Below are 24,119 nucleotides of genomic sequence, written 5' to 3'. Positions count from 1 at the left end.
ACAGAACGTCATATATCAGGGGGAATCGCGAGTGTCGGTAGCAGGATTGAAGAAGACGGCGCGGGCTCAGTACATCGAGGCACGCCGCGTGTACGCCACGGGCGCGTTGCTCAGGAGCGGGATTTTCGACCACTCCTACTACTCGGAGATCTTCCAGCTCAAGGGGCTGACACCTCGACAGGCGCTGCAGCACTATCTCGCTCACGGCATCGGATCAGGGTATTCGCCCCACCCGCTGATAGAGATCGAGTTCTTCCCTTCGACCATCCGTAATGCGACTCGCGCGCGAGACGGCCTGGCGACGTTGCTCAGCTATCTGCGCAGCCCCAACGCGCGAACACACGCATGGGGGCCGTTGTTCGATCCACGACTCACAGATGAAGACCCCCTCGAGCTGATCTCCCGTCTCCGCCCGGACCAGCTGCTCCCCGTACCTGAGGGCTTTGCGGGCGCCGTTCCGACTTTCGGTGAGGCACGCAGGGCGGCCCTCGATTTCGCGGAGACCCACCGAGACCAGATGGCCGCCGCGCTGCCTCCGCGACGCAAGAGCTGGGACCACGAAGAGACACAGCAGTGGATCACGAGCGTCACATCGGCGGGTGCGCCCTCCCGGGCGCTCGTCTCCGTGATCATGCCGGTTCTGAATCGAGCCGATCTCGTGGGTGTGGCGATCGAATCCGTGCTCGCGCAGACTCATGATCAGTTCGAGTTGATCGTCGTCGATGATGGGTCGACCGACAACACGCGTGACGTCGTCGCGGAATACGCCCGCACCGACCCTCGGGTGCGCCTTCTCGCGGGGCCACACGCGGGCGTCGGAGCCAGCCGCAACACCGGGCTGGGACAGGCACGCGGGGAGTTCATCGCGTTCCTCGACAGTGACAACAGCTGGACCCGCAGATTCCTCGAACTGTCGTTGGCTGCCCTCGACGCGGCTCCCGACGTCGTCGCGTCCCATGCAGGACTGCGACTGCACGGCGACGACGAGGTCGCCTATCGAGGAGGCGATGCGCAGCTCTCCGACCTTCAGCTCGGGAACTCCGTCGACCTGAACGTGCTGGTCGTCCGAGCGCAGGCCCTGCAGACCACTGGCGTCTTCGACGTCACGCTGCGCCGCTGGGTGGACTATGACCTCGTCCTTCGGCTGGCGAAGCTCGGACGGCTCGAATACCTCCCGTTCGTCGGATGCGAGTACGACAACAAGAGTGCCGACGGGCGTATCACTCAGAATGAGTCACAGCATTGGCAGTGGGTCGTCACTGAGCGCAACCTCATCGACTGGCAGGCCACGCGACGGTCCGTCGTAGATCGCGTCGCCGATCGCACGAGTCTCGTGACCGTCGTCGCCGGATCGACAGGGCATGCAGCTCGCTCCATCGACCGTCTCCTGCAGTCCTTCGATGACGATCTCGAGGTCGTCATCATCGACAACGGTTCACGTGCTGCGGTCGGTCGGCATCTGACCCTCCGTTACATGAGCGAACCGCGAGTCCGGTACGTTCGCCTCCCGGCGAACAACAACTTCGCCCTCGCGGCCAACTACGGGTTCTCCCTCACCACGGGCGCTCAGGTCGCGTTCCTCGACCCTGATGCGGATGCCCGAGACGGTTGGCTCGAGGCACTGTCGACGAGGCGGCGGGAGCGCGGGGCAGCCGGTGTTCAAGCCCTCCTGGTGAACCGGGACTACACAGTGCAGCACGCCGGCTATGCCTTCTACGATGAACTGCCCCTGCCGAGTGGGCTTCTCGCGAATCTCACAATCGACGACGCCGCAGTCGTACGGACTGATGACCTGACCGCCATCAGCGCCAGCGCCAGTCTTTTCGACGCCGCGATCTTCGCCGAGCTCTCGGGGTTCGATCCGATGTATGCGAATGGGCTCGAAGACGTGGACTTCTGCCACCGGGCGAAGCGCGAGATGCCCACGGCTCGATTCGAATGCGAACCGCGAGCGATCGTCGTTCATCAGCCGGGCACCAGTGCCTATCGCGAACGCCGACAGGTGCAGAATCGCCGCACCTATCTCGAGCGTTGGCACGGACAGAGCACACCCGACGACCGAGACCGCTACGGCGCTCTGGGTATGACGGTCGCCGGCTTCGCGCCGACCTTCAGCCCTGGGCAGCCGACGGCCAATCCAGTGCTGCTGAGAGAGTCGCGTCGTCTGGAGTCCGCATCCGCGACGTCGCCCACGCAGTTGCGCTGGGCCATCAAGACCGGCGTTCCGTGCACGCGGGGCGGCGATCACTGGGGCGACATCCCGTTCGCGGCCGATCTCGCACGTGCACTCAGGTCTCAGGGGCAGCAGGTGGTCACAGATCGGCACGAGGCCTGGACCCGGTCGACCTCGTACCTCGACGACGTCGTGCTGACACTGCGAGGACGCCACGCGATCCCTCCGCAACCCGGGGCTGTCAACATCCTCTGGGTGATCAGCCGACCGGAGCTGGTGACTGTCGACGAGGTTCGCGGATACGACCTCGTGTATGCCGCCTCGGAGAAGTGGGCCGCGTGGATGTCGGCACGCTCCGGTCGAACCATCGAGCCGCTTCTGCAGGCGACGTCGCCTGAACGCTTCCGGCCCGACCTGGACCCGGTCAGTGAGCCCGACGATCTGATCTTCGTCGGCGGAAGTCACGGGCACGAATTCGGACGCGCCATCGTGGGGATGGCTGTGCAGGCCGAAGCTCCTGTGGGCCTCTGGGGTCCCGGCTGGCACAAGTTCGCGCCCGAGCGGTATGTGCGCGATGGGTATCTCGACACCGATCGCCTGCCGCACGCCTACAGGTCGGCGAACATCGTTCTCAATGACCACTTCTCCGACATGGCGGAATGGGGTTTCATCAACAACCGCACGTTCGATGCCCTCGCCTGCGGAACACCGCTGATCAGCGACGCCATCGACGGCCTCGAGATCTTCGAAGGTGCCGTGGTCGTCGCGGACTCGGTTGAGCGTATGCGCGAGCTCGTCACCGATCGAAGCTGGATGCCGTCGACCGAGCAGATGACCGAGATCTCGTCGAGGATCCGAGCGGATCACTCGTTCGACTCACGCGCTCGCACGCTTCTCGAAGCGGCGCTGTCGCGGCGCAGCTGACGCTTGTATAGTTCGTGACAGCGTCGCCGGTCACAAGACCCCCCGAAGGTTCCGCGCCCGTCCCGCACGTGCCCGGTTCGACGAGCAGCTCCGGCGCCTCGGCCCGCTCTGACCTGAATGGCCGCATCCTGCAGGAAGACTTGGAGACCTAGTGCGAATTGCTCACTTCGGCACATTCGACGTCGCCAACTACGGCGATCTCCTGTTCCCCCGTCTTCTGGAATGGCGACTCGCGGACATCGCGGATGAGATTGTTCATATATCGCCGGTCGGCGGTATCCCGGTCTACCGCGATGTTGCCGTCAGTCATTCTCTGGCTGAGGTACAGCGAGCAGGAACCGAATTCGACGCCGTCGTTGTCGGCGGCGGGAACATCATTCATGACAACGGGACCAACCTCGCCACCTACAAGAGCGTGAGCAGGGTGGCGTACCCGCGATTGTGGCTCGGTGCCACGCAACTCGCAACGAGACAACGGATTCCGTTGGTGGTGAATGCTCCTGGCGTTCCCAAAGTGCCGGGCAAGGTGGCGACTCCCTTGATGCGTCGCTTCGCCGCCAGAGCCGACTACCTCTCTGTTCGTGACACCTACAGCCAAGAGGTACTCCGATCCATCGGTGTCCCGGGAGTCACGGTGGTGCCGGATTCCGCGTTGGAACTCCGCGACATGTTCACCGCGAGTGCCCCTGCGAACCTGGACGTGCCGCCGCGCCTGGCGGCGATGTTGGACTCCCGGTTCGCAGCTGTGCACATCAATGCCCGTTACAAGGGCGGCGATGTCACGTCGCTCGCCAGACGTCTCGATGAGCTTTCAGCGACACTTCAGGCGACGATCGTACTCATCGCCATAGGGCCGTGCCACGGCGACGACGACTTCGCCGAGACGGTGGCTGCACAGATGCAATCCGATCCCGTCGCGTTCAGCGCGCCGAAGGCTGTAGAGGACATCGCCTACGTGATCTCTCGCTCCTGCGCGTACATAGGCTCGTCCATGCACGGGTTCATCACGGCCGCGTCGTTCGGAGTTCCCGGACTGATCGTCGCCAGCCACGCCGCCCAGCACAAGTTCCGGGGAGTCCTTGCTCACCTCGACGCCGAGGAACGCCTCGTCTCGAGCTGGGACGAGGCCCTGAATGTCCTCGGATCCCGCGGTGAGAACGCCGCACTGGCCCCCATGGATATCGAGCCGGCTCTCCGCAGAATCGACGAACACTGGGGTGAGCTTCGAAGCGCGTTGCAGGGCGCTGCCCGGACGGTCGCCGTCCGGTAGCGACCGTGCCGGGTCAGGGCCCGCAGCGCGGACACCCGCTGTCGGCCCGTGCGAAGGAGCCGACTCGGTCGCCCGCGATAATCCGCCCTAGTGCGGGGCTCTCGCGGTGATCACGGCTGATCTCAGGAATTGATCGAAGCGCGGCTGCTGATCCGAGAGCATGCCGTTCTCGACCAACCAGACCCGGCCGTCAATACGCGATCCTTCGGCCTCCACTTCGGCGGACATGCGACGGAGGGCGTCAACCCATGCCTCGTGCGAGTTCGCGACCACTGTGATCCCGGGGATTGACGTCTCCCGGTACGGCCCGACGGCGCTGCCGATGGTACGCAGTCCCATGGCGAGATGTTCGAGAAGCTTCAGGTCAGCCAGGGACGTATCCAGCTCCGTGCCCGTCAAGGGCGCGATCGCGAAGTCGCTTCGCTCGGCGCATTCATGTAGCCATTCGACGGACTCGGGGAACTGCCGAGCGCTCTCCGGCACCTCGACGCTCTGCAGCCACGGACGACCGTCTCGCAGAGATTCCACCTCGTCTTCGTGGGCGATTCCGATCAGCATGAGTTCGAAGTCGGGGCGTGTGGCCGCGAACGCATCGAGGGCGGGGAGCACGAGATCGAGATTCGCCCGGTGTGTACGGTCTCCGAAATAGAGGGCGCGGACTTTGCCGTCTCGCACCCGCGAGCTGACCGGCACGCTCCACAGACGATCACTCAGCGCGGCGGGGAAGACCTCAACTGGTGCATCCATGTCCGCCAATCGGTCACGGCCCGCTTCTGTCGACACCGAGAAGGCCGTCGCACTTCGCAGCAGCCCCATGGGCGCAGGTGCATCCGCGTCATCTCTCAGGCGCGCACCGCTCTCGGAGTCTGCAGGCATCAGCTCGCCGACTTCCTCGATCACGAGCGCTGCGCCGGCGGCGTCGAGCGCCGTGATGAGGTCAGTGACCGCTGCGGCGGGTACCGCGTCGCGCTGCACGATCAATCCATCGACCAGGCCTTGACGCACAGATGCGATCGCGCCGTCGGGGGTGACCCGCAGGAAGTCCACATCGCGGGCCACCGAGTTTCGCGTGCGCTCCCACAGACGGGCATATGTCGACGCAGGGGCTCGCGTGAGGTCGCGTGAAGAACGGGAAAGAACACCGACTCGGAGCGTGTCAGACGAATCGACTTCGGATCCGGCGAGAACTCGACGATAGATATCGAGATACCGGACCGCCATCTGCTTCGTCGTCCAGGCGATACCCCAACCGTGCTGCCAATCGCTGACACCGCGTAGAGCCTTCACGCGTGCTTCACGATCGTAGAGCGCCTCCGTCATCTGGCTGAGCAGCGAAGGCCCGTCCATGCCGTCGAGCACCCACCCCGCGGTGAAGCGTCTCACGCGCTGCGCGACGTTGGGGAAGTCGAGAACGAAGACGGGAATGCCGACGCTCCACATCTCGGTGAGGGTATGGCAGTAGGTTTCGTCCCAGATCGAGAGCACCGCTCCCGCGTGGGGCGCGATCTTCTCGACGAGTTTGCCGAAGTTCTCACGCTTGTAGGCGCCGTGGTAGACGACGCGTGATCCCTTGGATTCGAACTTCTCTTTTATCGGTCCGAGAATGTGCCACTCGATCTGTCCATGGGCATCGGCGTCCGCCATCGAGCGCAGAATCTCCGCTCCCTTTGCCGCGTTGATGCCCCCTGGCACCAGAATTCTGAGGGGCTCTCCGTATACCGGGCGCGCGGCGACGAACCTGAGGACGTCGAAGTCTCGGCCGTGTTCGATGACACTGAACCGTTCGGGATCCATCTCGGGAAAGTGGTAGAGGATCAGGTCGCGGGCGCTTTCCGACGTGGTGACGAATGCGTCGCACATCCGGATCGCACGCCAGAAACGATCCTGCCACCACTGCAGCCAGTCGCCTGTCGGTGTCGGGTAGTCCTGTACCGGCCAGCCGGAATCGCGGTACACCGAACCGGACCCGACGTACTCGTCGCCCAGGTACGTGCCCCGATCATCGATCAACTTCAGATTGGGAGACAATGCGTAGTAGTCGTGAAACGACACGACGACCTTCATCCCGAGCTGAGTCGCGATCCCCGGCAGCGACAACGAGTGCCACAGAAGATGTCTGATGTGTACGATGTCGAAGTCACACTGCCTGAGCCACGTCCCGATCACGCTGTCGTACTCGGGCGAGATGTGACCGATCGGCTCGAGCTCGTGGTCCAGTTCGTGTGTGTGCACTGGGTGCAGCTCGCCGTCGACAACCCGGCTCAATGTCATCTCCCGCGAATCGCAGCGCAGCACCCAAGGCTCCACGGCATCGTCGAGCGCGTTCATGAGGTCCGCATTCGTCTGAGGCGTCCCACCCGTCGTCGTCGAAATGACATAGAGGACGCGCGGAAGCGCCACAGTGCTCGTGGATGCCACGGTCAGCGCCACGTGTGCGCGGTTTCGCGCGATCGCAATCTCCGGACTCTCTCGGAAAACGCGGATCGCATGCTTGTATTCAGGGTATCGAGCGTCTACAACCGCTCGGCCCGCGGCGAGCAGCTCGGTCTTGCTATCACCGAAGCTCTTCGATCGATCGTGGAAGACATAGGTGCTGTCATCGATGACATGGATCCAACCGGCTCGGCCTGCGCGCATGCAGAAGTCGTTCTCTTCGCCGTAACCACGTGGAAAAGCCTGCGCATCGAGCGGTCCGATCTCCTCGATGCAGAGTCGGCTGATCCACATGCAGAAACCGTTGCCGGTGGGAACTCTCGGATACACCCTCACCGACTCTCGGCGGAACGCGCGCGCATAGGCGATCTCGTCGACCCCCGCCGGCAGTGGATTCTCGTTTCCGATTCGCGGCGCCGAGAACGCTCCGGCTCGGTCAGACATGGCGGTCACTGTCGCGGTCCGAGGCGAGTTGGCGGCGGCCGCGAGCATGCCGTCGAGCCATCCGGGTGTCACTCGCGCGTCGGAGTTCAGGAGCACGACGTCGTCGTCCCCGGCTTCGACGATCCCCCGGTTGACAGTCCTCGTGAATCCCATGTTCGTCTCGTTGGCGAGGATTCTGATCCTCGTGTTGTCGCGGTGGCGAGCAAGTACTTCCTTCACCCGTGCATCAGGTGAGCAGTCGTCGATCAGCAGGATGCTGGCAGATCCAGGGGTGTGAGCCAAGAGACGCTCTATACAAACCGACAGATCGTCCGGCGCGTTGTAGATCGGGACGATGATGGTCACCCCACGGTGCGAAGGCTCCTCGAAGCGGACGCTTCCCCCCTGTGACTGGCGCGGGTGCGAGCTGAAGCGATAGTCGTCGCTCGTCGTCTGGTCCGGGAACCGCAGCGAAAGTGCGTGCTCAGCACCGTCAGAGACCCATCGGTGCAGCGGATTGGCGAATCTCACTCCGCCCTGACCGTTGGCGAGACCAGCCTTGCGCAAGTCATTTCGGGGTAGCGAGTTCTTGACCGTCAGATATGGATGACCGTCGAGAAGCACTTCCACATCGAAGACGTCGTCCGGCCAGTTCTCATTGATGGCCCATCCGCGCACGTCAGCGGCGTCGGTGACTTCGAGGCTGCCGCGGTACGAGTCTTTGAGGGCTGCGGTGCTCACCTCTCTCTCGAGCATGATCGACCCGTCTGCGGGATCGCGGAGCGACACCACGACAGATTCTGACGAGGTGCGGAATCGGCCGATGGGAACGTTGAATCCCCATGCTCCCGCTCCGTCTTCCGTGGCGAGCTCCGGAACTGCGCGGTCGCACATGAAACCTGAAGCCACGCGATGTTCGTCCAGGTACACGTCGGCAACGACCGGGTCGTTCCTGCCGTTCAGCTTCACCCAGCCGCTCAGCGCCCCCTTCTTGGGCTCGCGGATGGCACCGCGCCAGGGCGTGCCGCTGAAAGGCGCCCCGAACTCTCGCTCTGCGATCACTTCGCCCGATCCGCTCGCCAACACTGCGACCTTCACCCGATCCCCGAAGGTCGCGGATGCGGGGAGTTCCCACACGAAGCCGTGCCTGCCGTGCGTGTCACCGGCGGAAACCAGGTCCTTTCGCAACCGATCAGCGGGGACGTTCTCGGCAACGAGCAAGCCGTCGAGCTTGATGTCGAGGCGAAGGCTCGCTTCGTCATCGTGACGACGAGCCCAGCCGAATACACCCCGCCCGTTGAAACCGTCGATCACTCCGATCAGTGCTGTCATTTCGGCAGCTCCACCCCTCCTAGTACGGCGCGCAGAAGACCTGCCTTAACGGATCACGAGCCCAAGCCAGAGTATCGCACGGCCTTGCCCGACCAGGATCCGCACCCCCCTGTGGTGTCCCTCGGGCAGCTCGCGAGGGAAGGTCGGGCGCCAGCGCACGCATGTACGCTACTGAAGGCAGACACGCCTACACACGGAGATATGGGGAGTGGCTGAACAATGAGCGACTACGTGTTCATCAGTGATCGGACCGGCCAGGCTGCGCAGATCGTCGACAACCGGGCGTCTGCCCTGATCGCGGCGCTGGGGTATCGCGCTGAAGGCACGGAGCGGTTCGTCTCAGCGAACCGACGCATGGCAGCCATGCAGTTCTCACGCTCGACTCACCTCTATCGTGCCGGCGACCAGAGGCACACGGATCGAGACGGAGCCGTCACCCTCCTCAAAGGCCACGCGATCAGGCGCGGGCGGGACGACGCGCATCTCCTACCTGCCGAGGCGATCGCCCGCGAGATCAGAGGCGGAGGCTCGCCGACCCTGCGCGAACGCCTCGCCGGCGACTACGGTATCTGTCACTTCGATGGAGATGACGCGGCCTTCGTCAGCGACCCCCTGTCCATGGTTCCGCTCTTTTACCACCAGGCGTCAGACGGGACAAGCATCGTCGCGACGCGGCCCCGTCTGATTCAGGCTTTGGTGCCGCACTTGGGCTTCGATTTCAGAAGCCTCGCTTGGCAGGCCATCGCCTTCTGGCCGCTGGGCGAGGACACCCTCGTCAGCGGCATTCGTCGCGTTCCGCAAGGCGGCTGGCTCGGGGTCAAAGACAGCCGAGTCCTGGTCCATCAGCGCCCCCTCTCGTATCTGAATCGGCAAGACGGCGGCGAGATGCGGGCAGAACTTCAACGGGACCCGGAGGCGGTGCTGGACCGTGTGATCGGCGAGATGGCTGCCTCGCTCAGAGCAGTGTTCGACACGGGAGCGAGGGTGAATCTGGCGCTCACGGGTGGTCGCGACTCACGAGCCATCGCCGCTCTGGCCACCATGACCGGGCCGCTGCCAACCACCCTCTCGGCTTTCTCGAACGGTGTCCCTGACCACCCAGACGTGGCTGTCGGACGTAGCGTGGCGGACGCTATCGGCGCGGAGTTCACCAACAACATTCCCAAGCCGGCGAGCTTCTCCTCCGGAGACATATTCAGGCAGCGACTTGGAGCGGTCTTCCGCTACGACGGAATGCTGCCGGTCTGGGATGGTGGAGGAAGCCCGGGCATTTCGCCCGCGGTCCTGCTCCAGGGCCACGTGGGTGAGGTGTATCGGGACAAGTGGTTCAGCACTCCCTATGATTCCCCCGAGGACTTCGCTCGTAGGATGTTTGCAGGAAACAATGTCGACCCCAACGATCTCTTGCGGACCGACGCTGCCGCCGAGCTCAGAGAACAGCTGGCTGACCGTGCACGCTACTACGTCGACAGCGGTGCCAGCGTGGCTCAGCTCGGAGGGGTCTTCCGCATCGAGGGCATGCAGTCTTGGGAAAGCGCTCAGTTTTCCCAAGGGGCGTTGTGGGCGAGCCACCCGGTGCATCCTCTCTACGACCCGGATCTGATCGACCTCTCCTTCCTGGCGCCGCAGGAATGGCGCAACGACGAGCGCATTCATTACGAGATCATCAAGAGAAGCGCTTTCAACCTGGTCGACTTGCCGTTCGCTGAACACGGTTGGCATCAGGGTCTGGAACTGAACGCGGGTTGCAGTGCCGTCCATGTCCCCCCCGTGCGGAACACTCGCCAACTTGTATCGGCATCGGGCTGGCAGTCCGCGCTGTTCTTCAAGTCCCCCTTGCAGAGGCGCTTTCTTCAGATCATCGACGAATGCGGATCGAGTCCGCTATGGGACTACTTCGACAAAGAGAAGACACGATCCGCGATCACCACCGCGCGCGCGGACATCCCCTCGATCAAGATGACCCGGCTCTATTCGCTGCTGACGTCCCTGTGCTACTCGCACGGCTACGAGCTCCCGCTCAAGTTCAACGCGGCGGCGGGAACGGAAACCCTCGAGGCCCGAACCGTATTGCGCGCGAAGTCAGGAACCACAGCGCTTTTCGACGGACGTCAGAAAGGAGCGCTTGTCGATATGTCTGCCTCCGACACGCTCGATGGCGTTCCCGTAGTGGACGTGCCCGACCTCGTCATCGATGCCGCGACTGGAAACGACGCGGCTTTTGCGAGAGACACCGACGTCTACGATCTTCATCTCGAACTACGGCAGGCAGCCAGCGAGAACCGGAGACTCGAAGCCGAGCTACGCACAGCACGGCGCGAACTGGATTCGTTGCGGAAGGGAGACACGCGGACGGCGTGATCAAGCGCCTGACTGTCTTCGCAAACGAACACGAGAGTCCACCGGCACGGGTGGCAGCTGCCCTCGATGGTGGGTTCCCCGATCGGGGACGTCGCCAACCCGCCAGAATGCCCTCTTACGACCGGGACGTACCGCGCGGAACCCGCCGGTCGGCAAGGAACGCTCGCGACTGCGCGGCGCGCGGTGAGCTGATGCTTCTCCAGGCCTCGAGGAACTCGGGCTCAAAGGGCTCTGCGATACCACGTGACGCACGGTAGAGCGCGAACGGCAAGGCGTTCTCGTCCGAGTAGACGCGAGAAAGGTAACGCTCGGCGTTCCCGGTGAAGATAAGGTCAGGCTCGATCAGTTCGACCATCTCGCGGTGATAGAACCTGGTCCTCAGACACACCACCCGGGTGAAGACTCCACTCAGATGTTTCAGCATCAGCCTGAAGAAGGAGTCTCCGAACAACAGGACCGTCTTGTTGATCGGCGCTTCCGGACTGAGGAGGATGTCGATCATCCCGTCGTTGAAGCCGCCTCCGCTGTTGAACTCCTGCACTTCCCAATCAGGATGGAGCTGGAGTGCCTCTTGAAAGCGCTCCGGATTCAACTTGCTCCCGAGATCTCCTGACCACCGGCGTGGTCGCATGATCCGACTCGCGACTCGATCGAGTGCCTCGGGCGCCTCCACCCCGACAGCCGCCATCATCTCGCGCAGGACGACGAGCGAGCCTGTGTGCGACAGATGGGTGTCAAGAGGCAAACTGCTGTTGGGCTGCTGCCGAAGCTGGTTCACGGGATAGACGACGCGCGGAACCATCGTCGCCGGAAGCTGCTCCAGATACGTCTCTCCCAACCGGACGACCGGTTGGAACGGAAAGTCCTCAGTCAGGACGGACTGCTTGTCTGGGAAGATGACATGCGCGTAACCCACACCTCGCGTGGTGGTGTCGGCAGCGCGAGCCTCGAGGTTGCGAGAGAAGACGCGAACGGACTCCGGCGCCGGTGTCAGCTCGCCGGTCGCATACTTGAGCGGCTGCTGATTTCCGCCGGCGAGAAACGCGACTCCGCTGCTCGACACCAGAACGTCGTTCTCGATACGCCAGTCCGAAAGGGTCCCTCGATCTTGATCTCTGGCGTTCATGGCGTACCTCCGGTCAGGATGCTGGTTGTCCAGCCCACGAAATCCTATCGGCCTGCCTGTAGTCGAACTGGCCCCCGCGCTGCACCGGACCCGTAAGCACGGCTCGCGCCGCTACACAGGAATCCGCACGGTAGGCGCGTCACCGGTCTCCCAGAAGTCCGCGTCCAGCACACGGGTCACCGGATCGGGCTCCTCAGCCCACACCTGCGCCTGCGCGTGCGGCGCCGGCTGTGACGCGCGAGCAACCGCGCGCGCCGCGTTCTGCCGCTGCAGTTCGGCCGCAGCGGCACGACGTTCCCACAGCTCGCGTTCGATCATGGTGCGATCCCTGGCGTGAATCATCGCCCTGAGGATCATCGCCAGCAACAGGCCCGTGTATCCGCCGATCGTGTTCGCCAGCACGTCGAGCACGGTCGATACGCGCTCGTCGAGCGCGATGCCCTGCGTGAACTCGATCGCTCCCGAGAAGGCCGGCAGCAGGAAGATCGCGACCCACCACGCTTTACGTGCGAGTGCGAGACCGAGCAGGAAGCCGAGCGGCACGAACATGCCGATGTTGGCGGCGAACTCGAGTTCGTTGTAGTCGAATCGCTCGGGCACGCCGAGGTTGTGCAGCGCACGGAGCACACGCCCCGCGATGCTGTCGAACTCGAGCTGCTCAGGCTGCGGCCACATCGTGACCAGCAGCACGAACGCGGAGTACACGATCAGCAGCAGCGTCGAGATCCACAGCCGCGCGTGGCTTCGCGGCGGCGGGGGTCCCACCTGGATCTGTGTCATGGTCGCGTTCCTCTCTCACGCCCGAGGTCGGGCGACGGCGATGCCCGCGGGCAGGCTCGGGCCATGTTATCCGTCACGAGTCGCGTCTCACCGCGAAGTCGCCGAGAACCCGCGCGCACATGACATGTCCGCACCCGGGTACGACAAAGGGGCCGGACCCGAAGGCCCGACCCCTGTGCGACAAAGCAGATGCTTACTTGATGATCTTCGTGACCGTACCGGCGCCGACGGTGCGTCCACCCTCACGGATGGCGAAGCCGAGGCCCTCTTCCATGGCGATCGGCTGGATCAGCTCGACCGTCACGTCAGTGGTGTCGCCGGGCATGACCATCTCGGTGCCCTCAGGCAGCGTGATGACGCCGGTGACGTCGGTGGTGCGGAAGTAGAACTGCGGGCGGTAGTTCGTGTAGAACGGGTTGTGACGCCCACCCTCATCCTTCGACAGGATGTACGCGGTACCGGCGAAGTCGGTGTGCGGCGTGACCGAACCCGGCTTGACGATGACCTGACCGCGCTCGACGTCCTCACGCTTCGTACCACGGAGCAGGAGACCACAGTTCTCGCCGGCCCATGCCTCGTCGAGCTGCTTGTGGAACATCTCGATACCCGTGACCGTGGTCTTGACGGTCGGACGGAGTCCGACGATCTCGACCTCGGAGTTGATGGCCAGCGTGCCACGCTCGGCGCGGCCGGTGACGACGGTTCCACGACCGGTGATCGTGAAGACGTCCTCGACGGGCATCAGGAACGGCTTGTCCTTGTCGCGCACGGGGTCCGGAACGTTCTCGTCCACGGCCTCCATGAGGTCGAGGATCGACTGAACCCACTTCTCGTCGCCCTCGAGGGCCTTGAGAGCGGAGACGCGGACGACAGGAGCGTCCTCGGCGAAGCCCTGCGAAGCGAGCAGCTCGGAGACCTCGAGCTCGACGAGCTCCAGGATCTCCTCGTCGTCGACCATGTCGGACTTGTTCAGCGCGACGAGCAGGTACGGCACGCCGACCTGCTTGGCGAGCAGCACGTGCTCACGCGTCTGAGCCATCGGGCCGTCGGTGGCGGCGACCACGAGGATCGCGCCGTCCATCTGAGCAGCACCGGTGATCATGTTCTTGACGTAGTCGGCGTGGCCGGGGGCGTCAACGTGCGCGTAGTGGCGCTTCGGGGTCTCGTACTCGATGTGCGAGATGTTGATGGTGATTCCACGCTGGCGCTCTTCCGGCGCCGAGTCGATGGAAGCGAAGTCGCGCTGCACGTTGGTGTCAGACGGGAACTTGTCAGCAAGCACCTTCGAGATCGCTGCGGAGAGCGTGGTCTTGCCGTGGTCAACGTGACCGATGGTTCCGATGTTGACGTGCGGCTTGGTCCGCTCGAACTTGGCCTTAGCCACTGGGTCCTCCTCAGGACGTCATGTAGAGGGTGCCGGGCACTGGTTTGCGACCGGTTCTCTACGGGTGTGAATCTCAGTTTAGTAGAGAGGGAATGTGAAGTTGTAGGTGACCTGGGAGCCGAGCCGAAACCCGGCTCCCAGGAAAGTGTTACTCGCCGCCCTGGTGCTTCTGGACGATCTCGTCGGCCACAGCGCGGGGAACCTCAGCGTAGCTGTTGAACTCCATCGAGTAGACGGCGCGACCCGAGGTCTTCGAGCGCAGGTCGCCGATGTAGCCGAACATCTCGGACAGCGGCACGTGCGCACGGACGACCTTGACGCCGGCGGCGTCTTCCATCGACTGGATCTGGCCGCGACGCGAGTTCAGGTCACCGATGACGTCGCCCATGTACTCCTCGGGAGTACGCACCTCGACCGCCATGAGCGGCTCGAGGAGCGTGGGGTTGGCCCGACGAAGAGCCTCCTTCATACCCATGGATCCTGCGATCTTGAACGCCATCTCCGAAGAGTCGACGTCGTGAGCAGCACCATCGACGATCGTCGCCTTGACGCCGACGATCGGGTATCCGGCGAGCACGCCGACGTTCATCGCATCCTGGAAGCCGGCATCGATCGAGCCGATGTACTCACGCGGGATGCGACCACCGGTGACCGAGTTGACGAATTCGTACGTCTTCTCGTCGTCGAGGTCGAGCGGCTCGATGTTGAACTGGATCTTCGCGAACTGACCCGAACCACCGGTCTGCTTCTTGTGCGTGTAGTCGTACTTCTCGACGCCCTTGCGGATCGTCTCGCGGTACGCGACCTGCGGCTTGCCGACGTTGGCCTCGACGTTGAACTCGCGCTTCATGCGGTCGACGAGGATGTCGAGGTGCAGCTCGCCCATGCCCTTGATGGTCGTCTGACCGGTCTCGGGGTTGAGCTCCGTGCGGAAGGTCGGGTCCTCCTCAGCGAGCTTCTGGATGGCGACACCCAGCTTCTCCTGGTCGGCCTTGGTCTTCGGCTCGATGGCGACCTCGATGACGGGCTCGGGGAACGTCATCGACTCGAGGACGACCGGCGAGGCCGGGTCGGTCAGGGTGTCACCGGTGGTGGTGTCCTTCAGACCGATGACCGCGTAGATGTTGCCCGCGGTGACCGAGGGGACCGGGATCTCCTTGTTGGCGTGCATCTGGAAGATCTTTCCGATGCGCTCCTTCTTGCCCTTGGTCGAGTTGACGACCTGGGCTCCGGAGTCGAGCTGGCCCGAGTAGACGCGCACGTAGGTGAGGCGACCGAAGAACGGGTGCACCGCGACCTTGAACGCGAGAGCGGCGAACGGATCCTTCGCGTCGGGGTGACGCTCGATGATCGTGTCGTAGTCCTTAGGGTCGTGAGCCTGGATCGAGCCCACGTCGAGCGGGTTCGGCAGGTAGTCGACGACCGCGTCGAGCATCGGCTGGACGCCACGGTTCTTGAACGCCGAGCCGCAGAGGACCGGGTAGATCTCGGAAGCCACGGTGAGCTTGCGGATCGCGCCCTTGATCTCGGCGACGGTCAGGTCTTCGCCACCGAAGAACTTCTCGAGCAGAGCGTCGTCGGTCTCGGCGACGGTCTCGAGGAGCTGCTGACGGTATTCGTCTGCCTTGTCCTTGAGGTCGGCCGGGATCTCCTGGACCTCGTAGGAGGCGCCCATGGTGACGTCACCCTTGGAGTCACCAGCCCAGACGAGAGCACGCATCTCGACGAGGTCGATGACGCCGACGAAGTCGTTCTCTGCACCGATGGGCAGCTGGATGACCAGCGGCTTGGCGCCGAGGCGGTTGATGATGGTGTCGACGGTGAAGTAGAAGTCCGCGCCGAGCTTGTCCATCTTGTTGACGAAGCAGATGCGGGGGACGTTGTACTTGTCAGCCTGACGCCACACGGTCTCGGACTGGGGCTCGACGCCCTCCTTGCCGTCGAACACTGCGACAGCACCGTCGAGGACGCGGAGCGAGCGCTCCACCTCGACCGTGAAGTCCACGTGACCGGGGGTGTCGATGATGTTGATCTGGTTCTTGTTCCAGTAGCAGGTCACGGCGGCAGACGTGATCGTGATGCCGCGCTCCTTCTCCTGCTCCATCCAGTCGGTGGTCGAGGCACCGTCGTGGGTCTCGCCGAGCTTGTGGTTGACGCCCGTGTAGAACAGGATGCGCTCGGTGGTGGTGGTCTTGCCGGCATCGATGTGAGCCATGATGCCGATGTTCCGAACCTTGCTCAGGTCGGTGAGCACGTCTTGTGCCACAGGAGTGTCCTTATCTTTTTGGCAGTCGTACTGCGAAGAGGGGGTGCCTGCCCCCGGCGTGTGGCCGGGGGCAGGCGAAGCTGTTTACCAGCGGTAGTGAGCGAACGCGCGGTTCGACTCGGCCATCTTGTGCGTGTCCTCGCGGCGCTTGACCGCTGCACCGAGACCGTTCGACGCGTCGAGGATCTCGTTCTGGAGACGCTCGGTCATCGTCTTCTCACGACGACCCTTGGCGTAGCTGACGAGCCAGCGCAGCGCGAGGGTGTTCGCGCGGTGCGGCTTGACCTCGACCGGAACCTGGTAGGTCGAGCCACCGACGCGGCGGCTCTTGACCTCGAGAGTCGGGCGCACGTTGTCGAGCGCCTTCTTCAGAGTGGCGACGGCATCCTGACCGTTCTTCGCCTCGACGCCCTTGAGGGCGTTGTAGACGATCGACTCGGCGAGCGACTTCTTGCCGTCGACCAGGATCTTGTTGACCAGCTGGCTGACGATCGGAGCGCCGTATACCGGGTCGTTGACGACGGGACGCTTGGGGGCGGGACCCTTACGAGGCATTGGACTCAGCCCTTCTTTGCGCCGTAGAGGCTGCGAGCCTGCTTACGGTTCTTGACGGCCTGGGTGTCCAGGGCGCCACGGACGATCTTGTAGCGAACACCGGGGAGGTCCTTGACACGACCACCGCGGACGAGCACCAGCGAGTGCTCCTGGAGGTTGTGACCCTCACCCGGGATGTACGCGGTCACTTCGGTGCCGTTGCGGAGCTTCACACGAGCGACCTTGCGCATCGCCGAGTTCGGCTTCTTCGGGGTGGTGGTGTAGACGCGGGTGCAGACCCCGGCCTGCTGCGGGTTCGACTTGAGTGCGGGCGCCTTGGTCTTGGTGACCTTGGGCGAGCGACCCTTGCGAACCAACTGCTGAATGGTTGGCACGTTCTCTCCTCATAATGCTGCACGGTGACAGCGTGATGGGTTTCACATCAGTGACCCACCGGCACGCCGGAATCGACGTGCCTTTGTGGTGGTGGGTATGCCGTGGGGGCGGACCGGCATGGTGCCGACGCCCAGCGCGCACGTCGAGACGTGCACACACCTGATCAAGTGTAATGCCACGTAACGTGGTGGTCAAATGAGGGCTGCAGCGATCTACGACTGATCCGCGTCGAACGGGGAGTCGAGCGAGTCGGTGAGTTCAGCCAGCAGCGCCTCGATCTGCGGCTCGACATGCTGCGAGATCGCAGCCTGGATGTAGATGCGGTGGCGCAGCAGGATGCCGCAGATCTCGCGACCGACCATGTTCGCGTACTCGTCGGCGAGGGCGACCTCCTGACGCAGGGCGACCTTCGCCTCGTCGCTCAACGGGGGCAGAGGCGGCAGATCGGCGACTGCCTCGTCGGCCATGCCGGCGATCGTGAAGAGGAACGGTGCGCCCGGAACCGGCTCGGGGTCGAGCGGCAGCCCGTCGAACTCGGGATCCAGACCGTCGGCCGGGCGGTAGCTGCGTGCCCGGTTGCGCGCGGCCTGCTGATCGAGTTCGCGCTGCAGCATCGGCAGGTTCCTGGCGGTGTACTCGGCCACGGCGTGGTCGACGATCGTCTTGATCCGCGTGGAGAGACCGTGCTGCACACCGTGCGGCGTGTTCGAGCCGATGCCCGCCGCAGACAGGATCGGCGACCCCAGACAACGTCGACAGGGCGCGACCCGACCGCGATGGGTCGMCGGCTCCCAGCGCGGCACCCAGCGCAACCAGGCCTCGACGGCCTGGTCGACCTGCGTCTCCAACGAGCGCTCCACACCTAGAGCGTACGGCGCGGCCGCCGCCGACGTGGAGATTTCCACGCCACGGCGGGGCGTCACTCGTCTTCTTCGCGCTCCCACGGCCACTGCGGATGCTGAGCACGCGTGCGCCGGAGCGCGATGCCGCCCCAGGCCGCGATCGCGGACGCGACGAGGAGCACCGCGCTCGCTCCCCCGCGCACGAGGTCACCCGCGACGACCGTCGCGACGATGATGTCGCCGCTGGCGGCGATGACGCCGATCCACACGACGACCAGGTGCGCGAGCGCCGTGGCCAATGCGACCGCCAGCGCCGACACGAACGACGGCTGCGTCCGCCGCAGCGACGACCACAGCGACAGCGCGAACGCCACGACGGCCGCCAGCATCCCGATCGCGCCGGGCAGCTGACCGAGACCGGGGACGGCGATGATGTCGCTGTCGGTGGCGATGCTCACCGCGCCGAGGCCGAACACCGCCAGCGCGAAGAAGCTGATGGTGGCGAGCACCAGCGCCAGAATGACCGAAACCCCCGGGGACTCGGGTCCACGGGGGTTCGGCGACGACATGTTCGTGACTACCTCGCCAGCGTCGGGCCGGCCTCGAGCGTGCGCTCGTACTCGCGCTGCGCTTCGGCGTTGAGCTCGGTCTTGCGTGCCCCGCTGCGGGCGACCCATGCGCCGAACCAGATGGTCAGCTCACGGGCGAAGACGAATGCCGCGATGGCGAGCGGGTGGAAGAGCTGCGCTCCGATGAGCTCGCTGCCCTCCCGGGCGGTGAGCAGCCAGAACGGCGCCTCGAAGAGCGCCCCGAGAATGTGCCCGCCATAGGCGATGAGACCGACGATGATGCCGAAGACCACCCAGAGTCCCCAGCGTCCGCGGTTGATGAAGGCGCCGAGCAGCCAGAAGCCGAGGAAGAACCCGACGACCGGAACCCAGTAGCCCCAGGTCATCAGCGGAGCGAGAGCGGCTTCGCCGATGTTCTCGCCGGTGATGTCACCCGCGACGGCACGGAGGCCGAGCGTCGCGCCCAGGTAGAGGATCGCGAAGGCGATGGTCGCGAGCAGGCCGATCGCGCCCGCGGTGCCGCGGTTGCCTCGTTCACGGGGCGGTTCGGGAGCCTGGACGAAGATCGGCTGCTGCTGGATCGGAACGACGACCGGCTCGGCGGCTGCCGGCTCCGACGGGACGATCCGGGTCTCCGTCTGGTCGGCCGACGAGTACGCGGCTCCGGCCAGGGCGGACTGCTCGTGCGCGGCCGGCGGCGTGTACGCGGCCGTCGCGTCGGCGTCCGTGTTCCAGGACTTCGTCGCGTCGGCATCCGTGTTCCACGACTTCGTCGTGTCGTCTGCGTCGTCGAGGTACTTCGGGTCGTTGAGCTCCGGCGTCGCGAAGGTGCCGGGGTGTTCGTTCTCGGCAGCCTCGAATGCGGCGACATCGGGGTCGACGGCGGGCTGGGTCGGAGCGGGAGCCGACGTCTCGTGCGTGGGGTCCGCGGGCGTGCCGTGCACGCCTGCACTCGCTGCGGCGGCGTCGTCGAGTCCAGCGTTCGCGCTGTCGACGACGTCGTTGACGTCTTTCGGCCGCTCGGGCTGTGGAACCTCGGGGTCACTCATGGGTGCGCCTCTCATCGGATGTGTGCTCTGCGAGATTACCGCCGCGCGCCCGCGCCCCGACGGAGGCGTGCCGACGTGTCGCTGAGCCCGTGATCACGCATCTCGTCCTCGGGACGAGATGCGACGGCACCGTCAGCGAAGGGTGGCGCGGAGGGCGTCGCCGATGAACGAGGCGACGACCGGCACGATCGGCATCGAGAACCAGATCAGGGCGCCCACCACGCCGATGCACAGCACTGCGGCGATCCAGCTGATCACCGCGTTTCGCCCCGCGACACGCGTCATGCCATCACGCTACGACCGCCGGCGCCGCGCCGGCGGTCGCAACGCCGCGAACGATGCGACCACGACCGCAGGTCAGCCCTTCGTCGCGCCGGCCGTCAGCCCGCCGACGATGTACCGCTGAAGGAACAGGAAGAGGATCATCACCGGGATCGCCGCCATCACCGCGCCAGCCGAGAACGCCGACCAGTCGGCGTAGCGCGGGTTCGCGACGAGCTTCGTCAGGCCGACGACCAGGGTCTGCTGGTCGACGTCGACGAGCATGACACTCGCGATCACGTACTCGTTGACCGTGCCGATGAACGACAGCAGCGCGACCACCGCGAGGATCGGGGCGACCAGCGGCAGGATCATCGTGAAGAAGATGCGGGCGTGACCGGCGCCGTCGATGCGGGCGGCCTCGTCGAGCTCCATCGGGAGGGTGTTGAAGAAGCCGTACATCAGGTAGGTGTTCACGCCGAGCGCGCCACCGAGGTAGACGAGGATCAGACCGGTGTGCGTGTTCAGGCCGATGGCGGGGAACCAGTCCCCGAGCGTCGACATCAGCAGGAAGATCGCCACCACGGCCAGGAGCTGCGGGAACATCTGCACGACGACGATCGTCACGAGGCCGATGCGACGGCCGGCGAAGCGCATGCGCGAGAAGGCATATGCAGCCAGGGCGCCGATGAAGACGGTCACGGCGCCGGTCACCACGGCGATGACCAGCGTGTTCAGGAACCACAGGCCGTAGGGGTTCTGCGGATCGCTGAGGATGCGCACGTAGCTGTCGAAGCCGAACGCGGAGAAGAGCTGGTTCGAGCCGGTCAGCGTGCCCTTCGGATTGAGAGACGCCGAGACGACGTACAGCAGCGGGAAGAGCGCGAAGGCGCTCACGACGATGGCGACCACATGGCGCCATCCGGTGTCTGCGAACCACGCGCCGAAGCTGCGGCGACGGGGCGCGAGGTCCTGCGCGACGGCGACGGGGCGGGCGGTGCCGGTGTCCGTGGTGCTCATGTCAGTTCAGCTCCTCGAGGGCCTTGGTCTTGCGGAAGCTGATGATCGAGATCGTCGCGACCACGATGAAGATCAGGATCGTGAACGCGGAGGCGAGGCCGTAGTCGCGGGACTGACCCGTGAACGCCACCTTGTAGACCATCGAGATCAGGATGTCGGTGTGCCCGACCGGGATGCTGACGTCCTCGAACCGCGGCCCGCCCTTGGTCAGCATGTAGATCAGGTTGAAGTTGTTGAAGTTGAACGCGAAGGACGAGATCAGCAGCGGCGCGACCGTCACGAGCAGCAGCGGCAGCTTGATGCGGCGGAAGACCTGCCACGGGTTCGCGCCGTCCATCACCGCCGCCTCGTTGACGTCCTCGGGAATGCCCTGCAGGGCGCCCATGCAGACGAGGAACATGTAGGGGAAGCCCAGCCAGAGGTTGACCAGGAGCACCGACACCTTCGCGAGGTTCGGGTCGGTGAGCCACGGGATGTCCGCTCCCCCGAAGATCACCTGGTTGATGAATCCGAAGCTCTCGTTCATCATGCCTGCCCAGACGAGGGCCGACAGGAACGCCGGGAACGCATACGGGAGGATCAGGATGATCCGATAGCCGTTGCGGAACCGCATCCGCGTGTTGTTGAAGACCAGTGCGAGCAGCAGTCCGAGGAAGAACGTGGTCGCGACCGAGAGCAGTGCGAACACGAAGGTCCAGATCGTCACCGAGATGAGCGGACCGCGGATGTTCTCGTCGCTCACCGCGCGAACGAAGTTGTCGAAGCCGACGGTGGTCTGCCAGCCGGGCAGCAGCTCGGCGCCGTCCTCGGCGATGAACGACCCCTGACCGGTGTCGGAGTACACCGCGCCGGTCGTCGTGTCGGTGATGGTGTCAGCGTCTGCGTCGTACTCGAGCGTCGAGACGTACAGATATCCCTTCTGACCGTCGGGGGCGCGCAGGCTGCCGTCATTGGGGTCGTCGCTGAAGGGAACCGAGAGCTGCTCGAGCTCTTCCGACAGGGTGAACACCTTCGCGAGCGGGAGCGTGGTCCAGCCGTCGACGGCTACGGCCTGATCGCCCTCGAACTCGGCGTCGACCTCCTGCAGGGGCTGCTCAGCGGTGCCGAGCAGCGCGTCACCCGACTCGGGGTCGGTCACGAGCAGACCATAGGTGCCGAACTGCTCGACGACCGTGACCGGATAGGTGGCGGAGTCCTCGACACGCTCCTGGGCGGAGGCGAGGAGCGACGAGATCGCCTGGTCCTTCGTGCCGTTGTGCCCGGTGCCGTAGTTCGTGAAGCCGATGTACCCCGTGTACAGCAGTGTGAAGACCTGGAAGATGATCAGGAAGATGATGCCGGGGGTCAGATACTTCGCGGGAATTCGCTTGCGCGAGAAGTAGATGTAGTTGACGAGCACCGTGACGGCCACGACCAGGCCGAGCACCAGCCACTCCTGCTGGCCGAAGAGGACGAACGCCGCGTACAGCGCGATGGCGTCGACGATGGCGAGCAGCAGGATCTTCAGCAGCATCCAGCCGATGGGCCCGGACGCGGCCTCGGCGATCTTCGCCGCCTGGCGCTGGCGCTTGTTCAGTGGAGCCGTGGGCTCAGCGAGTTCTGTCATCTCGTCCCCGTCGTCGAGCTGCCGGGGCGGACGAGGTCCGCCCCGGCAGGGATGGTGCTGGGTGTCGTTACTTGATTGCTGCGGTCACGTCGTCGACGAGCTTCTGCCACGTCGTCGTCGGGTCGGAGCCGTTAATGATGGCAGCCTCTGCGACGCCCCAGAACTCCCACACGGAGCCCATGGCGGGGATGGCCGGCATCGGCACCGCGTCCTCACCGACGGCCTGGAAGCCGGCGATGATCGGGTCGGATGCTGCGGAGTCGGCTGCGGCCGTCAGCGCGGGCAGGACGTTTCCTGCCTTGAACAGCTCGAGCTGCACCTCTTCGGTGCCGATGTAGTTCACGAGGAAGTCGTTCGCGGCGACCTTGTTCTTCGACTCGGAGCTCACGAAGAAGCCCTTGACGCCGGCGAACGGCGAGGCGGTCTCGCCCGTGGGGCTCGGGATCGGGTCGATCGCGACGTTGATGCCGGCGTCGGTCGCGGCGCCGACGTTCCACGGGCCGGTCAGCCAGAAGGCCGCGGTGCCGTCGAGGAACTGCTGCTTGGCGATCTCACCGTCGATGTCGGTGTTCAAGGTGCCCGCTGCGCCCTGAGCGGCGAGCCAGTCGGCGAAGGCGAAGCCGCCGTCGCTGCCGAGCTGGAGGTCGCTCGAGTCGTAGCTCCCCGAGTCGTCGGTGCCGAAGACCGGGGCGCCGAATGCCGTCTGGAACGGGTACAGGTGGTACGGGTTGCCCTCGGTGCCCTGCTCGACCACGAAGGTGCCCTTCGAGACCATGTCGTCGAAGCTCGTGGCGGCGGCGGGGACCATGTCGGCGTTGCGCAGCACGGCGATGTTCTCGACCGCGTAGGGAAGCATGTAGACGGTGCCGTCGTAGGTCGCAGCCTGAAGCGCGACGGGCAGGTAGTCGGCCGACGAGTCGCCGAGCTCGAGCGGAGCGACGACACCGTTCGTGGACAGCTCGCCGAGCCAGTCGTGCGCTCCCATGACGACGTCGGGGCCCTTGCCGGTCGGCACCTGCTGGATGAAGTCGTCCTTCATGTCGTCGACGGACTTGCCCACGAGTTCGACCTTGACCCCTGTCTTCTCCTCGTAGGAGTCGGCGGCGCTCTGCAGCGCGTCGACACGCTCCGCGTCGACCCAGACGGTCAGCGATCCGCTGCTCTCGCCCTCGGCCTCGGCCGAGTCGCCGCCATCGGTCGCGGTCGAGCAACCGGCAAGCGTAAGAGTCGAAACGATCGCGATGACGCCGGCGGCGACGATGCCCCTCTTGTTCACCTTCATTGGTGTGTGCCTCTCTGAAGTGCTGTGGCCTGCAGGACTGCAAGCGCTTACAGTATGCATCGAGATCGGCAGGAATCGCAATGCAAGA

At 64.8% G+C, this 24,119-nt stretch carries 17 protein-coding genes; 3 read left to right on the top strand and 14 right to left on the bottom strand.

Going from position 1 to position 24,119, the window contains the following annotated elements:
• The first annotated feature begins 31 nt into the window (after positions 1-31).
• Positions 32-3,097: a glycosyltransferase gene (locus AC04ME_RS08325; RefSeq protein ID WP_475434520.1), complete on the top strand. Its 3,066-nt coding sequence runs from the start codon at positions 32-34 to the stop codon at positions 3,095-3,097.
• 151 nt (positions 3,098-3,248) lie between these two features.
• Positions 3,249-4,367 (top strand): polysaccharide pyruvyl transferase family protein, encoded by a 1,119-nt coding sequence (locus AC04ME_RS08320; protein WP_475434518.1) that lies wholly within the window; start codon positions 3,249-3,251, stop codon positions 4,365-4,367.
• Positions 4,368-4,454: 87 nt separating this feature from the next.
• On the opposite strand, the gene AC04ME_RS08315 is transcribed toward AC04ME_RS08320, so the two are convergent.
• Positions 4,455-8,555: a glycosyltransferase gene (locus AC04ME_RS08315; RefSeq protein WP_475434516.1), complete on the bottom strand. Its 4,101-nt coding sequence runs from the start codon at positions 8,553-8,555 to the stop codon at positions 4,455-4,457.
• A 219-nt stretch (positions 8,556-8,774) separates the two neighbouring features.
• Here AC04ME_RS08315 and AC04ME_RS08310 point away from each other — a divergent pair, with 219 nt between their 5' ends.
• Positions 8,775-10,916 (top strand): hypothetical protein, encoded by a 2,142-nt coding sequence (locus AC04ME_RS08310; RefSeq protein ID WP_475434514.1) that lies wholly within the window; start codon positions 8,775-8,777, stop codon positions 10,914-10,916.
• Positions 10,917-11,031: 115 nt separating this feature from the next.
• Here AC04ME_RS08310 and AC04ME_RS08305 read toward each other — a convergent pair whose 3' ends face one another.
• The 13 genes from AC04ME_RS08305 to AC04ME_RS08245 form a co-directional block, all read right to left on the bottom strand.
• Positions 11,032-12,042, bottom strand: coding sequence for an alginate O-acetyltransferase AlgX-related protein (locus tag AC04ME_RS08305; RefSeq protein ID WP_475434512.1), 1,011 nt, complete (start codon positions 12,040-12,042; stop codon positions 11,032-11,034).
• Between the two features lie 111 nt (positions 12,043-12,153).
• Positions 12,154-12,822 carry a VanZ family protein gene (locus AC04ME_RS08300; RefSeq protein ID WP_475434511.1) on the bottom strand — a complete coding sequence of 223 codons (669 nt, stop codon included), beginning with the start codon at positions 12,820-12,822 and terminating at the stop codon, positions 12,154-12,156.
• 193 nt (positions 12,823-13,015) lie between these two features.
• Complete coding sequence (gene tuf / locus AC04ME_RS08295; RefSeq protein ID WP_042538710.1) at positions 13,016-14,206, bottom strand: elongation factor Tu; 1,191 nt, start codon at positions 14,204-14,206, stop codon at positions 13,016-13,018.
• Positions 14,207-14,354: 148 nt separating this feature from the next.
• Positions 14,355-16,472 carry an elongation factor G gene (gene fusA, locus AC04ME_RS08290; protein ID WP_042538708.1) on the bottom strand — a complete coding sequence of 706 codons (2,118 nt, stop codon included), beginning with the start codon at positions 16,470-16,472 and terminating at the stop codon, positions 14,355-14,357.
• A gap of 84 nt (positions 16,473-16,556) precedes the next feature.
• Positions 16,557-17,027: a 30S ribosomal protein S7 gene (rpsG, locus tag AC04ME_RS08285; RefSeq protein WP_042538706.1), complete on the bottom strand. Its 471-nt coding sequence runs from the start codon at positions 17,025-17,027 to the stop codon at positions 16,557-16,559.
• Between the two features lie 5 nt (positions 17,028-17,032).
• Positions 17,033-17,401 carry a 30S ribosomal protein S12 gene (gene rpsL, locus AC04ME_RS08280; RefSeq protein ID WP_042538704.1) on the bottom strand — a complete coding sequence of 123 codons (369 nt, stop codon included), beginning with the start codon at positions 17,399-17,401 and terminating at the stop codon, positions 17,033-17,035.
• A 213-nt stretch (positions 17,402-17,614) separates the two neighbouring features.
• Entirely contained in the window at positions 17,615-18,262 is a 648-nt protein-coding gene (locus AC04ME_RS08275; RefSeq protein WP_475434508.1) for a spermidine/putrescine ABC transporter substrate-binding protein, read from the bottom strand.
• A 59-nt stretch (positions 18,263-18,321) separates the two neighbouring features.
• Positions 18,322-18,753: a hypothetical protein gene (locus AC04ME_RS08270; RefSeq protein ID WP_475434506.1), complete on the bottom strand. Its 432-nt coding sequence runs from the start codon at positions 18,751-18,753 to the stop codon at positions 18,322-18,324.
• 68 nt (positions 18,754-18,821) lie between these two features.
• The gene (locus tag AC04ME_RS08265) at positions 18,822-19,862 is read right to left on the bottom strand and encodes a hypothetical protein (RefSeq protein ID WP_042538699.1); all 1,041 of its coding nucleotides are present in this window, start codon (positions 19,860-19,862) and stop codon (positions 18,822-18,824) included.
• Positions 19,863-19,994: 132 nt separating this feature from the next.
• Positions 19,995-20,147 carry a hypothetical protein gene (locus tag AC04ME_RS08260; RefSeq protein WP_153302240.1) on the bottom strand — a complete coding sequence of 51 codons (153 nt, stop codon included), beginning with the start codon at positions 20,145-20,147 and terminating at the stop codon, positions 19,995-19,997.
• 72 nt (positions 20,148-20,219) lie between these two features.
• Positions 20,220-21,143 (bottom strand): sugar ABC transporter permease, encoded by a 924-nt coding sequence (locus tag AC04ME_RS08255; RefSeq protein ID WP_400866113.1) that lies wholly within the window; start codon positions 21,141-21,143, stop codon positions 20,220-20,222.
• Position 21,144: 1 nt separating this feature from the next.
• On the bottom strand, positions 21,145-22,749 hold the full coding sequence (locus AC04ME_RS08250; RefSeq protein ID WP_056373897.1) for an ABC transporter permease subunit: 1,605 nt from the start codon (positions 22,747-22,749) through the stop codon (positions 21,145-21,147).
• A 67-nt stretch (positions 22,750-22,816) separates the two neighbouring features.
• Positions 22,817-24,031, bottom strand: a complete 1,215-nt coding sequence (locus tag AC04ME_RS08245; RefSeq protein ID WP_475434502.1) for a sugar ABC transporter substrate-binding protein — start codon at positions 24,029-24,031, stop codon at positions 22,817-22,819.
• Between the last annotated feature and the right edge of the window lie 88 nt (positions 24,032-24,119).

Source organism: Microbacterium sp. LjRoot205 (assembly GCF_056175745.1).
The sequence above is the reverse complement of the archived record's forward strand: the minus strand, read 5'-3'. Positions and strand labels throughout refer to the sequence as shown.